We start from the raw sequence: 18,590 nt of genomic DNA, 5'->3' as shown, positions 1-18,590 counted from the left end.
CACGCCATCGCTCGGCGTGCTCAGGCCCCGACGAACTGGATGTGCTGACCCGGGCGGGCTTGGCCGAGTCGGTCGATATCTGCGTCCGCGACCACTCCCACCACCGGATAGCCGCCGGTGATGGGGTGATCGGCGAGGAACACGACAGGTTGGCCGCTGGGTGGGACCTGGATCGATCCGAGTGCCACGCCTTCGGTGGGCAGTTCGGTGTCGTCTGTTCTTCGAAGTAGTTCGTCGGCGCCGACGCGATCGACGCGTGCGCCGATTCGGTCCGAGTCGGTCGAGATCGCCCATCGGCCATGGAGGAGTGTTTCGGGGTTGGTGAATCGATCTGCGCGAGGACCGAACACCACTCGAATGGCGAGAGTCTCGTTTGCCATCGGCGGCACCGGTGCGAGGTCGACGGCTGAGAACGTGGTCGGCGATGGCCCGATCGGTAGAAAAACACCAGGCGCGAGAGGCGCCGGACCGATCCCGGACATCGTGTCGGTGCTGCGCGATCCCAGGATCTCGGGAACCACAATGCCGCCTCGGACGGTCAGATACGTCCGCAGTCCACTCGGTGCGTAGTCCAGGCGGACGGTCTGACCAGCCCGCAGATCGATCACGCTCGAATGCCCGACCGGAATGCCGTCGCGGTAGGCCTGTGCAGGCGCACCGGTGAACGCGATCGTTGTCGGTTGCTGCGCCCGAAGACTCAGCCCACCCAGGAGGACCTCGACACCGGCTGCGCCCTCGTTGTTGCCGACGAGCCGATTGCCAAGCCTGAGAGATCGCCTGTCCGCCGCACCGGAAACCCCGACACCCGAGCGAAGATGACCTATCCGTCCGAGGTCCTGGATCAGGCTCAGCGGCCCGGTGTCGAGTATCTCGAGGCCGTTCATCGTTGTTCCTCGTTCACGAAGCGCACGCGTCTGCCGGGCTGAACGGTGGCCGGTGGTGTGGCGTTCAGATCCCACATCACGGCATCGGTGCTCCCGATGATCTGCCAGCCACCCGGCGATGCCCGCGGGTAGACCGCGCTGTATCCAGCGGCCAGGGCGACGGAACCGGCAGGCACAGCGGTTCGTGATTGCGTTCGACGCGGAACGTCGAGCCGAGTGTCGCCTGAAGTCAGGTAGGCGAAGCCGGGTGCGAATCCGATGAAGGCGCAACGCCACATTGCCCCGGTGTGGGCCGCAACCACCTCGGATCGGCTCATACCAAGTGACTGTGCGACGTCGTCGAGGTCGGGCCCGTCGTACCTGACGGCGATGGTGAGTGCATCCGTCTCGGAATGCTCGTCTGTGGTCGCGGCAGAATCGGTCTGCTCGAGATCGTTCAAGCACTTCCGGACGTACGTGAGATCTGCCGCCGGGGTGCACGTGACCAGGACCGTGCGAGCTGCGGGGAGGAAGTCTTCGACCCCGACCGGGGTGTTACGCGTCAGTGCTTCGGTGAACGCTAGAACGCCAGCTTCGGAATCGAAGTCCACGAGCAATGCGCGTTCTCCCGCGGGAAGTATGCGAGTCACCGGGAGGGTTCCCTATCGACTCGAGTCCGCTCCACGTCCGCTCGCATCGCGGCGATGAAACTCGCGATGGTGGCTCGCTCTGTGGCGGTAAAATTGCCGAGGGTGCTCACCGCCCGTGAAATGAGTGGGCCGAAGTAACTCTCGCCCAGAGTGACCGCCGATGGTGTGACCTGCAAGAGCACCCGCCTGCGGTCTGCTGAGTCTCGCTCCCGAGCTACGTGGCCCGCTTTGACCATCCGGTCGACGAGCGCGGTCACCGACGCCGAGTTGATACCCAGCTGTGCGCCGAGCCAGCCTGGTGTCGCCGGTGTGTCCGAGCGCTCGGCATCGAGAAGGCAGATCAACGCGCGCACGTCGGTGGAGTGCATTTTGTACTTGTTCGCAAAGCCGGAAACCGCCACGTTCAAGTCGACGGTAAGTGCGCGAAGCGAGTGGACGATCGCCATCGCTTCGTCTTCTGCATCGCCGACGCTCAAGGATGCCTCCAGCCCTGGTGTGTTGTCTCTTGATTGTCTACTATCTCGATAATCGAGAGAAATGGGGGTGGGGGATGGACTTCAATCGCGCATACGACGCTGTACTGACCAAATGGCCGCAGAAACCGCTGGGTGTGGATCTCGCGGGGCGGTTCGGTAACACGCATGTGAACGTCTGTGGGCATGCAGACTCGCGGCCGTTGATCCTTCTGTCCGGGGGAGGTGCCACTTCGACGGTGTGGTTCGACAATGTTGCGACGCTGTCGAAATCCCGGCGTGTCTTTGCTGTCGACACCATGGGCGATGCCGGGCGGAGCGTTCCGAATGGTGATCCGATGAAGTCCGTCGACGATCTGATCGAGTGGATGGACTCGATAGTCGATTGCACCGGGGCCGGCACCGTTGATGTGATCGGACATTCCTATGGCGCAATGATTGCGTTGGCCTTTGCGCTGCATCGACCGAATCGTGTCGGGAAACTTGTTCTGCTCGATCCTAATTCGAGTTTCTCCGGCATGAAGGCGGGCTACCTTCTGCGTGCGCTTCCGCTGTTGCTCTCCCCGTCGCGAGCGCGCCGACGGCGACTGTTGGATTGGGAGACAGGTGAGTTGAGTATCGACTCCGACTGGCTGTCTCTTGTGGAAGTGGGCACTTCGGATCTACCGCGACCCGATCTCGTAGTGCCTCGACGTCCTTCGAAGGAGGCCTTGAGCGCACTGGATGTCGAGTTGCTGGTGGTCCTCGCACAAGACGGACGGGTGCATGATGCGGAAACCGTGTCGATGTCAGTGCGGGAGAGGGTTCCCGCAGCGCGTGTCGAGGTGCTGAAAGCTTCTTCGCATCACAGCATTCCGATGGTTCCCGCCGATGAAATCAACCGGGTGCTCGTCGACTTCTTGGAGGGCTAGCGGATCAGGGTGCGACGACGCACCCCGGACCGATCGGTGTCGCCGGATTGACATCGACCGTTGTGACTGGCCCGCCCGCGGACGTCTGGTAGGCCATCAGAGAGTGTTCGCCCGGTGCAGTCGGAGTCCACAGCGTGACGGCGTGGCCGAGTACGACCGGCAAGGTGAAGTAGGGATTGACGGTGTCCCAGATCAGTTCCTGCGGGAACATGGTCGACGCTCGGTTCATGTCGACAATCGAGACGTTCGGCTCGTTCAACGCTGCTGTCCTGGCAACCACCAGATACGTGCAGCCCGCTCCGTACGGCGTCGTCGGCCCGCTGCTGAGACCCGGAAGGATCGTGACGTCGACTACGTCCGCGGAAGCTGACGTCGCGGAACAGATGGCTGCGCCCGCGCAGAGGGCGGCGGCGATCACGGAAGTGCGAGCGATACGTGAAAGTGTCATACCAGCAGGTCGGTTTTATCTGGGTGGGTGTTACAGGCAGACTGACCGGATGCGCGCACTTCACGTTCTGCTGGCCGGCTTCGGCTTCCTGCGGGGGTTCCTGATTATTGTTGTCTCCGGCCTGATCGAGTGGGCCTCCTTCGCCTCCCGAACCGATTTCGCCTTCGTCGGTGACTCCGCCGTGTCGGTTGGTGTTTCCAACGAGGCGATCTACACCGCCGTCGCTGCTCCACTGGTGGGTGCGCTGATGGGCTGGCTGTCAGCTGTCATCGCGACGAGGTTCGGGTGGAGCCTCACTCGTGGGAGTGTCACTCTGGCAAGCGAGTGACCAGGCAGCGGACCCGCTTGCTGGTCCGTGGGTTATGAGGAAAGGCCCCGACCTCCACTTGGGTTCTAAGGATCGTCGCAACACCGCAGCTTAAGAGGTGCGATGGAATTCGAGATCCGGACGAATCGAAGCAGTGCGCAAGGACGTATTCCGCTTCGGAACGAGCGAGCGGCATACTTGCAGCTCATGAAGCAGGGGCTGAGCAACAACGAAGCTTGCCGAATCGTTGGAATCAATCCCAAAACCGGCCGGCGTTGGAGGAACGGACGCAACGCGTCCGGAGTGAGTGCAGCGGCGGCGCCGATCGATTCGGTGGTGCCCCTTGCTGGCCCCAGCCGGTACCTCGTGGCATCCGATCGGGTGCACATCGCGGATCGATTGCGCGAGAACGCCACAGTCCGCACGATCGCGTTTGAGTTAGGCCGCAGTCCTTCCACAATCAGCCGAGAGATCCGTCGAAATCGCCATCCGACTAGCGGCTGCTACCGCCCCTACGCTGCACAAACACGAGCGGACGCACGAAAGCCGAGACCTAAGACAGGTAAGATCACCGCGAATCCGCAACTGTGGCAATTCATTCAGGAACGATTGGGCTTGCGGTGGAGTCCTGAACAGATTTGCCAGACCCTCCGGCGGCAGTTTCCGCAGCAAAACGAGATGCAGGTAGCCCACGAAACCATCTATCGATCTCTCTATTTTCAAGGTCGTGGCGCACTTCGACGAGAAGTGTCCGCTGCACTGAGGACCGGCCGCACCGCAAGAAAACCGCATCGCAGGTCCACCGCGCGGCGACCGCGTTTTACGTATCCGATGGTCATGATCAGCGAACGACCCGACGAGGTGACAGATCGAGCCGTGCCCGGACATTGGGAAGGAGATCTGATCATCGGCAAAGACAGCAATTCCGCGATTGGCACACTCATCGAGCGCAGCACCCGGTACTTGATTCTACTTCACCTCCCACTCGGCCGAGGCGCAGAGTCGGTACGCCTAGCGTTGACTGAACGAATGAAAACCCTTCCTGCACATCTAGTTCGATCACTGACCTGGGACCAGGGATCTGAACTGGCCTCGCACCGTCGATTCACGCTCGACACCCAGATCCCTGTCTATTTCTGCGACCCCGCCAGCCCGTGGCAGCGCGGCTCCAACGAGAACATGAACGGCTTGCTGCGGCAGTACTTTCCTAAGAGGACGAGCTTGGCATCGCACAGTCGCGAGCACCTGGATGCGGTCGCCGCCGAGCTCAACAACCGGCCCCGCAAAATACTCGGTTGGAGTACGCCCGAAAATCGCCTCCGCGGTTTGCTCGATAACTTGTCTCCGTAACCATCGCGACCGAGTTGCACCATCGTTCAACGCCGGATGAACTGCTACCCTGGCCGGGTGATCGTGATCCGACAGACATGGTGGCGGCTGCTCTCGCAGCCCGTCTAACCATGTCGTGGGCTGTATGCAGCCCACGCGCAAGTCGATCCTGGCCGAGCCCGAGGTTCCGTACAGCCCCTGACCATTCAGGAGCCCTACAGTGACATCCCTCGAAACAACCACTGCACGCAGCGACCGTCTACGCGACGACATCGCCGAAAACCCGAGCCGATACCGAGTCCTGACCGGTGAATGCCCCACCGGCCCAATGCATCTCGGACACTACTTCGGCACCCTCGCAGAAAGGGCCCGCCTGCACCAGTGCGGCGTCGACACCTTCATCGTCCTCGCGGACTACCAGGTCATCACCGACCGCGACGCCATCGGCGAAGTCCGCGACAACGTCTACAGCGCGGTACTGGACTACCTGGCCGCAGGCATCGACCCATAACGAGCGACGATCTTCACCCACTCCGCGATACCCGCACTGAACCAACTCGTGTTGCCGTTCCTGAGCCTGGTCACCGAGGCCGAGTTGCACCGCAATCCGACAGTCAAGGCCGAACACGCCGCGTCCGGGCGTGCCCTCAGTGGTCTCCTGCTCACTTACCCGGTCCATCAAGCTGCGGACATACTCTTCTGCAAAGGCAACCTCGTCCCAGTCGGCAAAGACAACCTCCCACACGTCGAAATGACCCGTGTCATCGCGCGACGCTTCAACGACCGCTTCGGCCAGGTCTTCCCCGAACCTCAAGCGCTGCTGACCTCGAGCCCCGAAGTACCTGGACTCGACGGCAGAAAGATGTCCAAGAGCTACGGAAACGCCATCACACTGTCGATGACCGCCGACGAAACCACAGCGGCAATCCGCAAGGCACCGACCGACTCACAACGCCGCATCACCTTCGACCCGATCAACCGCCCCGGGGTATCCGCACTGCTGACCACAGCAGCATTGTGCTCAGGTCGCGACGAACACGACCTCGCCGACCAGATCGGCGACGCCGGCGCAGGCGCACTCAAAAAGCTCACCACCACGCTCGTGAACGACTTCCTCGCCCCTCACCGGCAACGCAGAAACGCCCTCGCCCAAGACCCCCACCATGTCACCGACGTCCTGCGCATCGGAAACCAGCGCGCGAACGAAATCGCCCAACAGACCCTCGACGAAGTCCGAACCGCAATGGGCACCATCTACTGATCGACTGCACAGATGCAGAAACCAGCGAAGCGAGTTCTGGCAGTCCGGTGTTGCCGCGTTCAACCCCGCTAGAGTGGATTTCCGTGGACTACTCGGGATATGACCTTGTCGTTGTCGGATCCGGCCTGTTCGGCCTCACGATCGCCGAACGCGTGGCCACCCAACTCGGCAAGCGTGTGCTCATTCTCGAGCGCCGAAACCATCTGGGCGGCAACGCCTACTCAGAAGTCGAACCCGAGACTGGTATCGAAATCCACAGGTACGGCGCTCACCTGTTCCACACCTCGAATACGCGTGTGTGGGAGTACGTCAACCAGTTCACCGACTTCACCAACTACCAGCACCGCGTCTTCTCCATCCATCAGGGCCAGGCGTATTCGATGCCGATCAACCTCGCCACAATCTGCGAGTACGTCGGCCGATACTTGACACCCGAGCAAGCCCGCGCGTGGGTATCGGAGAACGCGTCCGAGATCGAATCGCGGGACGCGAAGAACTTCGAAGAAAAGGGAATCTCTCTGATCGGACGCCCTCTCTACGAGGCGTTCTTCAAGAACTACACAGCGAAGCAATGGCAGACCGACCCGAAAGAACTCCCCAGCGCGAACCTGACCAGACTCCCCGTTCGCTACAACTTCGACAACCGCTACTTCAACGACACCTACGAAGGGCTCCCCACCAACGGGTACACAGCCTGGCTGACGAAGATGGCTGATCACCCGAACATCGACGTCCACCTCGACACCGACTTCTTCGAAGTACGCGACGACATCGTCGCCGGCACTCCCGTGATCTACACCGGACCTCTGGACCGTTATTTCGACTATTCAGAGGGTTGGCTCGGTTGGCGCACCCTGGACTTCGAGCGGGAAGTGTTGCCGGTGGGCGACTTTCAGGGTACGCCGGTGATGAACTACGCCGACGACGACGTTGATTACACCCGAATTCACGAGTTCCGTCATTTTCATCCCGAGAGAAACTATCCCGCGGACAAGACAGTCATCGTGCGCGAGTACTCCCGTGCGGCAGAGAAAGAAGATGAGCCGTACTACCCGATCAACACGCCTGATGATCGGGAAAAGCTCGAACGCTACAGGCGACTGGCCAAGCAGGAAGCGTCCCAGTCCAACATCCTCTTCGGCGGCCGTCTGGGCACCTACAAATACCTCGACATGCACATGGCCATCGGATCGGCCCTCACAGTATTCGACAACAAGATCACACCGTTCTTCGCCGAAGGACGTCCTCTCGACGGCACGATAGATTGACCGCTCCCCGGAGCTAAACAGCTGCAACGACTGCGGGTCGCTTACGATGCGTCAAACACTCACAGTGTTGCGACGACCCTTGGAATCCGCCCCATCGAGGTCAGGGCCTTCCTTTGCGCCGAGCTACTTCTGTGTCGAACTACTTCTGTGTCGAACTACTTCTTCGAGACGCGGAGCAGCTTCTTGTTGACGAACTCGTCCATTCCCCACGGACCCAGCTCGCGGCCGACTCCGGAGCGCTTGACTCCGCCGAAGGGCAGACCGGGCAACGTCGTTCCGTGCTCGTTGACGAACGCCATTCCCACGTCGAGATCTGCAGCGACCGACCGGGCGGAATCGAGATCGCTGCTCCAGACGGATCCGCTCAGACCGTAGACCGACGAATTGGCAAGTTCCACAGCCTCGCTGGCCGACTTGACCTTGTAGACGACTCCGGCAGGTCCGAACAGTTCTTCGCTGTAGGCCCGCATGTCCGGTGTCACGTCTGCGAGCAATGTCGGTTGAACGTAGGCGCCCGGGCCGTCGATCTTCTTTCCACCGGTCAGCAGCGTGGCACCCTTGGACACAGCGTCGTCGATCTGCTCGATCAGAGTGTCTGCCGCGCCCTGCGAAGAGAGCGGACCCAAGACTGTGGATTCGTCCAACGGGTCACCGGCAGTGACGGATTCGAAGGACGTCGCCAACTTGTCGGTGAAGTCGTCGTAGAAATCTTCGGTGACGATGAAACGCTTGGCCGCGTTGCAGGCCTGGCCGGCATTGGACAGACGTGCCTTGGTTGCGGACTTGACGGTGGCATCCATGTCGTCGGAATCGAGGACGATGAACACGTCTGATCCGCCGAGTTCGAGGACGACCTTCTTGAGATTGCGTCCGGCAGTTTCGGCGACGCTGGTTCCGGCGCGTTCGCTGCCGGTCAGTGACACACCTTGAACTCGGGGATCGGCGATCATGTCCGCGATCTGCTCGTTGGTCGCGAAGACGTTGACGTAGGCGTCGTCCGGCAATCCGGCTTGTCGCAGAATCTCTTCCATCAGCAGCGCCGACTGCGGACAGTTCGATGCGTGCTTGAGAATGATCGTGTTACCGAGCATCAGATTCGGTGCCGCGAAGCGGGCGACCTGGTAGTACGGGAAGTTCCACGGCATGACGCCGATGAGAGCGCCGATCGGTCGCCGGTACACAACCGACTCCTCGGCCCCGGGAACGTCGAGTCGTTCTTCCTCGAGCAGTGCCGGACCGTGGTCTGCATACCACTGATAGATCGCGGCCGAGAGTTGTACTTCGCCCTTGGCCTCGCGGACCGGCTTACCCATCTCCAAGGAGATCATTCGGGCCAGTTCGTCTGCGCGCTCTGTGTACAGTTCGGCGGTCTTGCTCAGGACTGCCGCACGCTGCTGTGGCGCACTGTTGCGCCAGGTCAAGTAGCCGCGATGCGTGTTCGCAAGTGCGGCTTCAACTCCGGCGTCATCCAAAGTATCGAATTCCCTGACGGTTTCACCTGTCGCGGGATTGACTGTTTTGTAATTAGCCATAGTTGTACAACGTGCGGAAGGGGCTCGAAGATTCCCGAAACGCGCAATCACATTGAATCGGCTCAACAGGTTTCGATCAAATCCCGGCTGGGTACTATGTCACGCCACCTTGCGGCGATGGGTGCGCTCGTAGCCCTTGCGGTCGTAGAAACGGGTGGTCACGATGCCGAGTACGACGCCGATCAGTAGACCCACCAACGTCATCCAGACGGCATGCAGCAGGCCTGCCTCACCGCGTGCGCCGAAGAACAGGATCGATCGCGTGCCCATGTAGATCTGGTGCATCGGCTCGAATTGCGCCAGCCAGGCATACAACCTGGGGCTGGCTTCGAGGGGGATGGTGCCACCGGACGAGGGCAGCGCGAGAATGACGAACACGAACAGGTTGATCAACATGCCCAACGAGCCGAACGCGGCCATCACCGACATCGCCGTGATGCCCACCGCTGTGATGACCAGCGCGCCGTACTCCCACAATGCAAGCCCGTGAGTGACCGGCATTCCGAGGGCGCGACTGATCCACTGGAACAACGCGGAGACTATGCCGGACAACACGATCATGAATGCCCATTTGACGAGCAGCGTTCGAAACCTGTTGATACCCACAACGTCGTTCTGAACGAAGAGTGGACCGAATTCGGTAGGCGCGTATCCGAGCATGCCGTCCACCAAGGAATTGACCACGGTTGCTCCGGTGAATCCCGCAAGGACCAACAGCAGCGCGAAATAGAATGCCACCAAACCGAATCCGGTTCCGTCGGGAAGCGGATCGTGGGCAACCGTGAGTACGTTCACCGGGTTTTCGAGCAGCAGGCGGCTCGCTCCGGAGATCTGGGTTCCGGTGCCTCCCGCTTCCAACTGCGCGGTGACAAGGGCGGTGAGTTGCTCGCCCATGTTCTTGTTGACCGAGGCGAGGGCTGTGGTTCCGATCGACTGGACCAGCGATGCCGAGACGGAACCGGCGCGAGGATTGGTGTAGATCGTGATGATCGGTTGCTCTACTTCACCGGCGACGACGCTGGCCTCCGCCAGGATGATCGTCCTCTTCGTGAAATCACTGGGAATCACGATCGCGCCGTACAGCGTTCCGGAGTTCAACCGCGATTGGGCTTCGGCGATACCGATCTGCTGCAGGTCGATCTTCTGGTGGTCGATTCCGCTTTCGAGGCCGGCGACGATGTCGTTTCCGAAGTTCTTGCGGTCGGCGGGGTCGCCACCGGGGAGGGTGTCGCCCTCGTCCTGGTTGACCAGGGCGATCGGGAACTGGTCCAGGTGTTTCTTGGGGTCGAGTATTCCGCCCATGTACAACGCTGCCAGCGCAGACATCAACAGGGTGACCACTATCAATGGTGTCAACCAGAATCGTGGTGTGTGCATGACGGTGCGGGCAGACGGCTCCGTGTTCTTGCTCATCGTCAGTCGACCGGCTTTCGTTCGCGCGGAGTTCCTCGGGCTGAGCGTAAACGCAAAGGTGCGCCGGGGCAGTCTTTCGATCTGCCCGCGGCGCTGGAGACCTGTCCGGTCGGCGACAGGCCGGATTGCCGGCAGTCTCATCCGAAAAGGCTGAGAACGGATCGGTAGGGTATGGCCCGCGGCAACCCTGCCGAGACGATTTCGGAGAAACCGTTGACCAACGTGCTGATAGTTGTCCTGATACTCGTAGTGATCGCTGCCGTCGTGTTTGTGGTCCTGCGTGGACGCCAGGGTAAGCCGAATGCTCGCGTCGACCCGCTCGCCGACTATCCCGAGGTGTACGACCCCCACAAGATCGGGGTCGGCGACATCATCACGTACGCGGGTATCGACCATGTTGTTCGAGGGACCATCACGCTCGACGAAGAGGGGTACATCTGGCGTGAGCACCTTCTCGACGGTTCGACCGGTCGTCGTTGGTTGACGGTCGAGGACGACGAGGGCGAATTGGAGATGACTCTCTGGATGCGTCGAGAAGGAACCAACCTGGTCCCGAACGGCGACGTCATTCTCGACGACAAGGTTCACCGCAAGATCGAAAGTGGAACGGCGAAGTTCACGGCCGAGGGTACGACGGGTACGGCCCCTTCCGGCTCGATGGAATACGCGGACTATGCGACCGCAGACAAGACCGGCCTGATTGCATTCGAGAAGTGGGCGCGCGGACAGTCGTGGGAGGTTTCCACGGGACGGGCGGTCACTCGCAGCGAACTCACTGTCATCCACTCGGGCCCCCCGGAATGAGCCTGTATCTACTCGACGTGGAGCCGACCGACGTGGATGCCTCGGCACTGGGGTTGGTACTGGGAGCTCCTGCGCCACCGACCCTCGCCGAGTTGGTGATCGGAACTTCCGACGCGACGCTGACACTCGGAGTGCTCGGGGCTTCGCACGTGGTGACGGCCTGGGCGTCGGGAAAGGAACTGACCGAGCAGGTTTCGTGCGATGCTCTTGCCGCCGGCGGTGAACCCTTGCCGGCAGTGGAGTCCACGGAAAACTACCGGTTCGAGTCTTCCTCGCTGATCCTGGACCGAGTCGAATTCGATTCGGAAGCTGCATCGTTGAGAGAGTCCGCCGGCCAGGACGGTTGGATCTGCGGATCCTTTCCCGGCGACGACACAGCGTTGACCGCGTTGTGTGGCGTGCGAGACCGCCAGGGGTGGAGTTGGCAGAGTTGGCATTTGTACCCGGGGGAGGGGACAGGAGTGATCGTGAAGACGCGCAGTAGGTGGCGCCCGTGAGGGGGCGGACGTGGTTTGCTCCGGTGATGCTGGCGGCCGCAATTATGTTGTCGGCGTGCGGTGGTGGAGCCAAAGACTTCATCGCGGACAACTATTCCAAGACGTCCCAGGATGGCGACGTCGTGTTGTACTCGTCGAAAGATCCAGTGGGCACGACCGTCTCACGGATTGTCGACGCGGACGAACCAGCGGCGCGAAGTGCTGACGGCGGCAACGAATACCTGCGCTACGACGACGACATCGTCACTGTCAGTTCGGCTTCGGGCGGTGGCAGCACCATCAAGGTAGAGGACATCGACGGCACGTATCGCAGCGGCGGATACGCGTACCTGGGACCGGGCTTCAACCCGGGATCCCCGGCGGGTGGAAGCAGTGGCAGCGGCGGCTCGGGTAGTGCCAAATGACGGTAATGCTCAATGAGAAGGAGAACGGCGTGACGAACATCTTTGCATCCACTTCCGTCGAGATCGGAACGGTGGATCCGGCATTGCTCGTCGGGGGCGTTCTCGGCACCCTCGCCTACTTCGTCGTCGGTGCAGCGGTTCTGGCGACGGGATTCCTGGTCCTCGACCTCATGACACCCGGAAATCTCCGCCACCAGGTTTACGTCGACAAGAACCCGAACGCTGCGATTCTGTTGGCCTCCAATCATCTTGCGCTGGCGATCATCGTGGTGACGGCAATCCTGACCAGTTCGGACGGCTTTGCTCAGGGACTCGCCGACTCCGCGGTGTACGGACTGTTCGCGATCGTGTTGCAAGCGATCGCGCTGCGATTGATGAACGCATTCCTTCCCGGCAAGTTGGTTGCGCTGGTGCAGGATCCGAAGATGTGTGGCGCCGCGTGGGCTGTGGGTGTGAGCTTGCTGTCCATCGGTTTGGTGAACGCCGCAGCGCTCACCTGATGGTTGCCGCTGATCCCGATGTGACAGTTGACGAGCGTTCGACGATGCTCGGCCCGCGCGCACGCGTCCTTCTCCTTGCGGCTGTTGCGGCGTGCGCTGCGTGTGGCCTGATCTACGAGCTGGCCCTGTTGACACTCAGCGTGAGTCTGACCGGCGGCGGCATCACCCAGACGTCGTTGATCGTCGCGGGATTTGTTGCGGCTCTGGGTATCGGAGCGCTGGCCGCCAAACCTCTGCTGGGACACGCTGCCGTTTCGTTCGTGACGGTCGAGATACTGCTCGGGCTGATCGGCGGATTCAGTGCCGTCACGCTGTACGTGACCTTCACGTTCTTCGGTTCCAGCGCAGCAGTTCTGGTGGCGGCGACCGCGCTGATCGGCATCCTCGTCGGTGCCGAAGTGCCTCTGCTGATGACGCTCTTGCAGTCCGGTCGCAGCGACAACGACGCACAGAGCACCGGAAAGGTACTGGCCAACCTCAATGCCGCCGACTACCTCGGCGCATTGATCGGTGGTCTGCTGTGGCCGTTCGTACTGTTGCCGTGGGCGGGAATGATTCGCGGTGCCGCACTCACCGGCATGATCAATCTCGTGGCTGCGGCAGTGGTCGCGCTGATACTCCTTCGGTGGCAGCTCAGCCTGCGCGCACGATCGATCGCCGTCGTCGCAATGCTGTTGGCAGCAAGTTTGATCGGATGGTTGCTGATCGCAGCGTCGGACATCGAGACCACGTCGAGGCAGCGGCTCTACACCGATCCCGTGGTGGCCGCCGAGCGATCGGTGTACCAGGAAATCGTCGTCACCGAGCGGGGGAACGACGTGCGCCTGTTCCTCGACGGAGACCTGCAGTTCTCCAGTGTCGACGAGCATCGGTACACGGAGTCGCTGGTGTATCCGGCCCTGGTGAACGACCCCCGGCGCGTGCTGATTCTGGGCGGCGGTGACGGCCTCGCTGCACGGGAAGTGCTGCGAATGAACAGCGTCGAGCAGATCGTTCAAGTGGAACTCGATCCGGCAGTCATCGAGTTGGCCAACACGCGTCTTCGTGATCTGAACGAGGGAGCGCTCGAGGATCCACGGGTGGACGTCGTACTCGACGACGCGTTTCGGTGGCTGCGAGAGCGTCCGGAACCGGGTTTCGATGCGGTGATCGTCGACCTCCCAGATCCCGACACCCCCGCACTCGGCCGCTTGTATTCGATGGAGTTCTACGGACTTGCCGCTGCCGCGATGAATCCGGGCGGGCTGATGGTCGTCCAGTCCGGCAGCCCGTACTCGACACCGGATGCGTACTGGAGAACGGTGTCGACGGTATCGGCTGTCGGACTGAGCGTCTCGCCCTATCACGTTTTCGTGCCGAGCTTCGGTGACTGGGGATATGTGCTCGCGCAAAGAGGTTCCACGCCGCCCGAGCTTCGTCTGCCCGCTGATGTGCCGGAACTACGGTTCCTCGACGAGCCGACGCTGGCGTCGGCCTCGGTGTTTCCTCGCGATCGCCCGAGGCGGGAGTTGGAACCCTCGACGCTCGACCGGCCACGCATCGTCGACGATATGCGCAAGGGCTATGAACGCTGAACTCCCGACCGAGTAGCTTGAATCGAGACTCTCGGCCACGACGGAGGTACGGATGACTGTTCGGATCGAGGAGCACGCACCGGGAGTTCGGTTGCTCACGATGAAGCGCAGGAAGCATTCGCAGCTTTTCATGAAGAAGAGGTGATCGAAATGAACGGTGCACAGTCGCTCATCCAAAGCCTGGTCGACTCGGGCGTCGAGGTGTGCTTCGGCAATCCAGGAACGTCCGAGATGCGTTTTGTCGCCGCACTCGATTCCGTTGCGCAGATGCGGGCGGTACTCGGCTTGTTCGAGGGCGCCGTGACCGGTGCCGCGGACGGCTACGCACGGATCGCCGGAAAGCCTGCCGCGACGCTGCTCCATCTGGGCCCCGGTATGGCGAACGGACTGGCGAACCTTCACAACGCGCGCCGCGCCCACACACCGATCGTGAACATCGTCGGGGACCACGCGACCTACCACCACGGTTTCGACGCTCCTCTCGAATCGAACATCGATGCGCTGACCGAATGGTTGGAGGGGTGGAGTCGACGTTCCGAATCCACCGCGACCGTCGGTAGCGACGCGGCCGACGCCGTTGCCGCCTCGTTGAATCCGCCCGGACGCATTGCCACACTTGTCCTCCCTGCCGACGTCTCGTGGGGCGAAGGTGGAGTTCTTGCGGGTCCTCGGGACATACCGGGGCGGGCGGAAGTTTCTGCAACACAGATCGACTCGGTGGTGGGCGCGCTCAATGCCGAGGGTCGCGCCACGCTACTGCTGGGCGGCGCAGCCTGTTCCGAAGCTGGGCTGCGCGCCGCTTCCCGAATTGCGGTCGCGACCGGTGCCCAGATTCTGATCGAGACTTTTCCAGCCAGGCTTCAACGAGGTGCGGGGCTACCGTCATTCGAGCGCTTGGGATACTTCGCCGAGCACGCCACCGAACAACTTCGCGGAACAACTCAGCTGGTTCTGGCCGGAGCGGTTTCGCCGGTCTCGTTCTTTGCGTATCCCGGAAAACCGAGCGATCTGGCACCGGAGGGTGCTGCGGTGACAACGCTGGCAAGCGTCGGCGACGATGTTGCCGGTGCACTGGAGGCAGTGGCCGAACTCGTGGCACCGGGAGTCGAACCTGTTTTGCAGGAAGCGAATCGGCCGGCGCTGCCGAGCGGGCCTCTGGACGTTCGAAATTGGGCCGACGTGATCGGCGCCCTGCTGCCAGGCGACGCCATCATCTCCGACGAGGCGGCGACTTCCGGTTGGGCGATCCCGATTGCCCTTGCCGGAGCGCCGCGCCACGACGTGCTCACGCTCACCGGAGGTGCCATCGGCCAGGGCATCCCGGTGGCGACGGGCGCCGCTGTGGCAGCGCCGGAGCGACCGGTGATCAATCTCGAAGCCGACGGAAGCGCGATGTACACCATCACGGCGTTGTGGACGCAGGCGCGAGAGATGTTGAACGTCACGACGATTCTGCTCAACAATCGCGCATACGCCATCCTGCGTGGCGAACTGCAACGAGTCGGCGCAGAAGGTGGCGGCGTCGTCGCACAGTCGATGCTGGATCTGTCATCTCCGAACATGGACTACGTCAAGATCTCCGAGGGGTTGGGAGTGCCCGCGTCGCGGGCGAACACAGCGGAGGAGTTGGCCGAACAGTTTGCCGCAGCGCTGGCGGAACCCGGCCCGCATCTCATCGAGGTCATGCTGCCTCCGACGTCGTGATTTCGACCTCGAATCGATCGTCGATCGTGCATTCAACTGGAGGTTTTCGGTGCTAGCTGCGATCGGTTTGTCTCTTCCGATTGCCCTCGGCCTGCTTTTCGTCTCGATGCCCATGGCGGTGATCGTGCTCGTCATGATCACCGCTGGAGCACATCGAGGGGCGGCATCTTTTCTACTCGGGTGGGTCCTCGGAATCTCGGCAGTCGTTGCAGCGACCATCGTGATCGCGGACTACTCGTTCGCGGAGTCGCAGTCGTCGCAGACTTCGGTGTGGTCGAGTGTCGTACGAATCGTGTTGGGTCTTGTCCTGTTCGGCTTGGCATACAAGCAGTGGCGCGCGCGTCCGCGAAACGGGAGTGAGCCGACAGTTCCGAAGTGGATGAAGAGCGTCGACGGGTTGACTCCGCGGAAGGCGTTCGGGTTGGCGTTCTTGTCCGCGGCGGTCAATCCCAAGAATGCAGCGCTGGCGGTATCCGGTGCGGCCACTATCGCGGTCGCCACGAATGTCGTTGCCCAACAGATTGTTGCCGCGGTGATCTTCACGGTCATCGCGAGCGTCGGCATCGCGTCGCCGATCCTGGTGAAGGTGTTCTCCGGCAAGCGTGCCGACGAGATCCTCGCGTCCGCGAAGGCATGGATGACCGCCAACAACGCGGTGATGATGACGGTCATCCTGACGATCCTCGGTGCGACCGTGCTGGGCGAGGGGCTCAGTGGGCTGCAATAGGTCGCCTACCATTGGCGGGTGACTGATTTCGACGACGACGCTGCCGGTTCCATTGCCTCCGCTGCTTTGGCTGTTCTGCGCGAGCAAGGCCCGCTGAGTCTCGAAGAGTGGGCGACCCATCTCGAGGAGTACGGAACTGCGACCGAGTTGGCCGATGTACTCGAGTACCTGTCCGAACCGATGCTCGGGTACCTGCCCAACGGAAAGTACGTCGCTCTCGACACGGTCCTCGAAGGGCTCGTGTTCACTCACCGGCTCAGCGAAGTCGAAATTGCGTCGGACATCCTTGACGCGAGCCCCGACCTGGAACCGATCTTGGCATTCGGCGACGACGACGGGGCGATCCGGGTGGCCCTGGCGGAAGAAGCAGCCTCCGAACGCGGAGCTGCTCCCTTCCGGAGTCGACGAGTTGTGGTACTTCCGGCCGGAACCCTCGGCGAGTGCGCCGACGGTGATCTCGTCGGCTTGGCTGTCGAAGACGGAACACTTGCGTTTCGTCTGGTCGAGATCGAGGACGAACCCGATCTTGCTCCGGCGCTCGGCGAACTCTTCGAGGAGGACGGAGTCGAGGCCCTGGATTCTGTGTGCTGGCAACTCCTGATCGAGGATCCGTCACTCTTCACGGTTCCTGTTGCGCCGCTGGGTGAGATCTTCGAGGTGGCAGGTTACGAGCACGAGCGTGAGCTACTGGCTCGGCGGGGATTCGACTTCGACGCCTACGACCTGCAGATTCGGACAGCCTTGGTGGCCAGTACCTACGACCTGACCCACGACGAGGCAGTCTCTGCCGTTGCGTTTGTCGATCTGGCGGACCGCGGATACACCGACGCGGTCATCGCCGACTTCGATATCGCGGACTGGGCCCACCGTCATGTGAGCGCTGCTCCGGACTCTTTTGTCTCACTGGCAGATCCGGGTGCTGCAGTGGCCGTGTTCGATCTCGGATTTCGGAATCAGGACCCGGTGACCGACGCAATCCTCGAAGCGCTTGCCTCCGAACTGGCCGAGCGAGGGCCACGGTCGGTCAGGGCGGCGGCTCATTGGCTCGCCGGTAAGGCCGTCGATCGGCTGGGGCGCGTCCTCGAAGCGGAGGCGCACTACGAGAAAGCGCTCCTTGCCGAATCCGGTTGGGGTCCGGCCTTGTTCGAGCTGGCTCAGTTTGCGTCGGACCGCGGCGATGCGACCCGGGCGCTGTCACTGCTCGGGCGGATCGACGGCGGAACCGAAGAGAATCTCTACGCCGTACTGCAGGACTTCGTCCCAGCCGATCACCCGGAACTCGGGCGAAACGACAAGTGTTGGTGCGGTTCCGGCCGCAAATACAAGGTCTGCCACCTCGGAAAGGCCGATGAATCCGTCAAGGCGGACGGTCGGTGGCTGTACAAGAAGGCATGCCTGTTTGCGTTTGCCTCCGAATTCGTCGACATCGTGACCGGGCTCGACGATCTCGAAAACGAAAATCTCTCCGAGGACGAACTGATCGCGGCCACGATCTTCGACGGATCGGCACTGGACGTCGCTCTGTTCGAGGGTGGAATCTTTGCCGAATTCTTGGCCAGACGCAGCGAACTACTTCCGGAGGCGGAAGTTGTGACAGCCGCACAGTGGCTCGGAATCCGGAGGTCGGTGTACGAGGTGATCGAAACGTCCGACACCGGCGTCGTGCTGCTCGATCGTGGGTCCAAGGAGACCGTCACGGTTGCTCACTCGGTCGAAGGCAAGCCAGGTGATGTGATCAGTGCTCGGGTCCTGACGGCCCCCACTGGCGCGTTTGCGGTGGGTGTTGTGGTCATGGCAACGGAATCGCAGGCTGCGAGGGTACTCGAAGTTCTCGCTTCCGAAGATCTCGAGGCCGAAGAACTGGTGCGCGAGTTGCGTGGAGGCGCCGATCACTCGACCGATGACCGGTGACGATGTATCGAGTC

The 18,590-nt window shown here is 61.8% G+C and carries 18 protein-coding genes and 1 pseudogene; 13 read left to right on the top strand and 6 right to left on the bottom strand.

Going from position 1 to position 18,590, the window contains the following annotated elements:
* Nucleotides 1-20: 20 nt before the first annotated feature.
* Genes AC1Q6C_RS05595 through AC1Q6C_RS05585 form a run of 3 tightly spaced genes read right to left on the bottom strand, consistent with a single transcriptional unit; the run spans nucleotide 21 to nucleotide 1,989 of the window.
* A complete protein-coding gene (locus tag AC1Q6C_RS05595; protein WP_492666419.1) occupies nucleotides 21-884 on the bottom strand; it encodes a 5-oxoprolinase subunit C family protein in 864 nt (287 codons plus the stop codon).
* Nucleotides 881-1,513, bottom strand: coding sequence for a 5-oxoprolinase subunit B family protein (locus tag AC1Q6C_RS05590; protein ID WP_030537216.1), 633 nt, complete (start codon nucleotides 1,511-1,513; stop codon nucleotides 881-883). The genes AC1Q6C_RS05595 and AC1Q6C_RS05590 overlap by 4 nt, the downstream gene beginning before the upstream one ends.
* On the bottom strand, nucleotides 1,510-1,989 hold the full coding sequence (locus AC1Q6C_RS05585) for a MarR family winged helix-turn-helix transcriptional regulator (RefSeq protein WP_064687758.1): 480 nt from the start codon (nucleotides 1,987-1,989) through the stop codon (nucleotides 1,510-1,512). The genes AC1Q6C_RS05590 and AC1Q6C_RS05585 overlap by 4 nt, the downstream gene beginning before the upstream one ends.
* 74 nt (nucleotides 1,990-2,063) lie before the next feature.
* Between AC1Q6C_RS05585 and AC1Q6C_RS05580 the strand changes: the two genes are divergently transcribed.
* Nucleotides 2,064-2,897: an alpha/beta fold hydrolase gene (locus tag AC1Q6C_RS05580; RefSeq protein WP_492666418.1), complete on the top strand. Its 834-nt coding sequence runs from the start codon at nucleotides 2,064-2,066 to the stop codon at nucleotides 2,895-2,897.
* A 4-nt stretch (nucleotides 2,898-2,901) separates the two neighbouring features.
* Here the strand turns inward: AC1Q6C_RS05580 and AC1Q6C_RS05575 are convergent, their stop codons facing one another.
* Nucleotides 2,902-3,345, bottom strand: coding sequence for a hypothetical protein (locus tag AC1Q6C_RS05575; RefSeq protein ID WP_064074241.1), 444 nt, complete (start codon nucleotides 3,343-3,345; stop codon nucleotides 2,902-2,904).
* Between the two features lie 49 nt (nucleotides 3,346-3,394).
* On the opposite strand from AC1Q6C_RS05575, the gene AC1Q6C_RS05570 reads away from it, so the two are divergent.
* From AC1Q6C_RS05570 to glf, 4 genes and pseudogenes are all read left to right on the top strand, one after another.
* On the top strand, nucleotides 3,395-3,673 hold the full coding sequence (locus tag AC1Q6C_RS05570) for a hypothetical protein (RefSeq protein WP_492666417.1): 279 nt from the start codon (nucleotides 3,395-3,397) through the stop codon (nucleotides 3,671-3,673).
* Nucleotides 3,674-3,775: 102 nt separating this feature from the next.
* On the top strand, nucleotides 3,776-5,002 hold the full coding sequence (locus tag AC1Q6C_RS05565) for an IS30 family transposase (protein WP_492666416.1): 1,227 nt from the start codon (nucleotides 3,776-3,778) through the stop codon (nucleotides 5,000-5,002).
* Between the two features lie 199 nt (nucleotides 5,003-5,201).
* Nucleotides 5,202-6,242, top strand: a pseudogene (trpS, locus tag AC1Q6C_RS05560) (tryptophan--tRNA ligase).
* Nucleotides 6,243-6,319: 77 nt separating this feature from the next.
* Complete coding sequence (gene glf, locus AC1Q6C_RS05555; RefSeq protein WP_492666514.1) at nucleotides 6,320-7,510, top strand: UDP-galactopyranose mutase; 1,191 nt, start codon at nucleotides 6,320-6,322, stop codon at nucleotides 7,508-7,510.
* 155 nt (nucleotides 7,511-7,665) lie between these two features.
* Here the strand turns inward: glf and AC1Q6C_RS05550 are convergent, their stop codons facing one another.
* A complete protein-coding gene (locus tag AC1Q6C_RS05550; protein WP_065351444.1) occupies nucleotides 7,666-9,042 on the bottom strand; it encodes an NAD-dependent succinate-semialdehyde dehydrogenase in 1,377 nt (458 codons plus the stop codon).
* A 99-nt stretch (nucleotides 9,043-9,141) separates the two neighbouring features.
* Nucleotides 9,142-10,455 (bottom strand): YhgE/Pip domain-containing protein, encoded by a 1,314-nt coding sequence (locus AC1Q6C_RS05545; protein ID WP_158170437.1) that lies wholly within the window; start codon nucleotides 10,453-10,455, stop codon nucleotides 9,142-9,144.
* Between the two features lie 171 nt (nucleotides 10,456-10,626).
* Here AC1Q6C_RS05545 and AC1Q6C_RS05540 point away from each other — a divergent pair, with 171 nt between their 5' ends.
* From AC1Q6C_RS05540 to AC1Q6C_RS05505, 8 genes are all read left to right on the top strand, one after another.
* Nucleotides 10,627-11,259, top strand: coding sequence for a DUF4178 domain-containing protein (locus AC1Q6C_RS05540; protein ID WP_050654601.1), 633 nt, complete (start codon nucleotides 10,627-10,629; stop codon nucleotides 11,257-11,259).
* Entirely contained in the window at nucleotides 11,256-11,756 is a 501-nt protein-coding gene (locus AC1Q6C_RS05535; protein WP_042448582.1) for a DUF2617 family protein, read from the top strand. The genes AC1Q6C_RS05540 and AC1Q6C_RS05535 overlap by 4 nt, the downstream gene beginning before the upstream one ends.
* A 26-nt stretch (nucleotides 11,757-11,782) precedes the next feature.
* Nucleotides 11,783-12,160, top strand: a complete 378-nt coding sequence (locus tag AC1Q6C_RS05530) for a DUF4247 domain-containing protein (protein WP_042448578.1) — start codon at nucleotides 11,783-11,785, stop codon at nucleotides 12,158-12,160.
* Nucleotides 12,157-12,660, top strand: coding sequence for a DUF350 domain-containing protein (locus AC1Q6C_RS05525; protein ID WP_042448576.1), 504 nt, complete (start codon nucleotides 12,157-12,159; stop codon nucleotides 12,658-12,660). The genes AC1Q6C_RS05530 and AC1Q6C_RS05525 overlap by 4 nt, the downstream gene beginning before the upstream one ends.
* Nucleotides 12,660-14,234, top strand: a complete 1,575-nt coding sequence (locus AC1Q6C_RS05520; protein WP_064074246.1) for a polyamine aminopropyltransferase — start codon at nucleotides 12,660-12,662, stop codon at nucleotides 14,232-14,234. Before AC1Q6C_RS05525 ends, AC1Q6C_RS05520 begins: the two co-directional genes overlap by 1 nt.
* A gap of 150 nt (nucleotides 14,235-14,384) precedes the next feature.
* Nucleotides 14,385-15,938 (top strand): acetolactate synthase large subunit, encoded by a 1,554-nt coding sequence (locus AC1Q6C_RS05515; RefSeq protein ID WP_492666415.1) that lies wholly within the window; start codon nucleotides 14,385-14,387, stop codon nucleotides 15,936-15,938.
* A gap of 49 nt (nucleotides 15,939-15,987) precedes the next feature.
* Nucleotides 15,988-16,665, top strand: coding sequence for a GAP family protein (locus tag AC1Q6C_RS05510; protein ID WP_054826843.1), 678 nt, complete (start codon nucleotides 15,988-15,990; stop codon nucleotides 16,663-16,665).
* A gap of 18 nt (nucleotides 16,666-16,683) precedes the next feature.
* Nucleotides 16,684-18,576: an SEC-C domain-containing protein gene (locus tag AC1Q6C_RS05505; protein WP_217017883.1), complete on the top strand. Its 1,893-nt coding sequence runs from the start codon at nucleotides 16,684-16,686 to the stop codon at nucleotides 18,574-18,576.
* The last annotated feature ends 14 nt before the right edge of the window (nucleotides 18,577-18,590 follow it).

The organism is Rhodococcus sp. MT28 (genome assembly GCF_058792695.1).
This window is presented reverse-complemented; position numbering and strand designations above follow the sequence as displayed.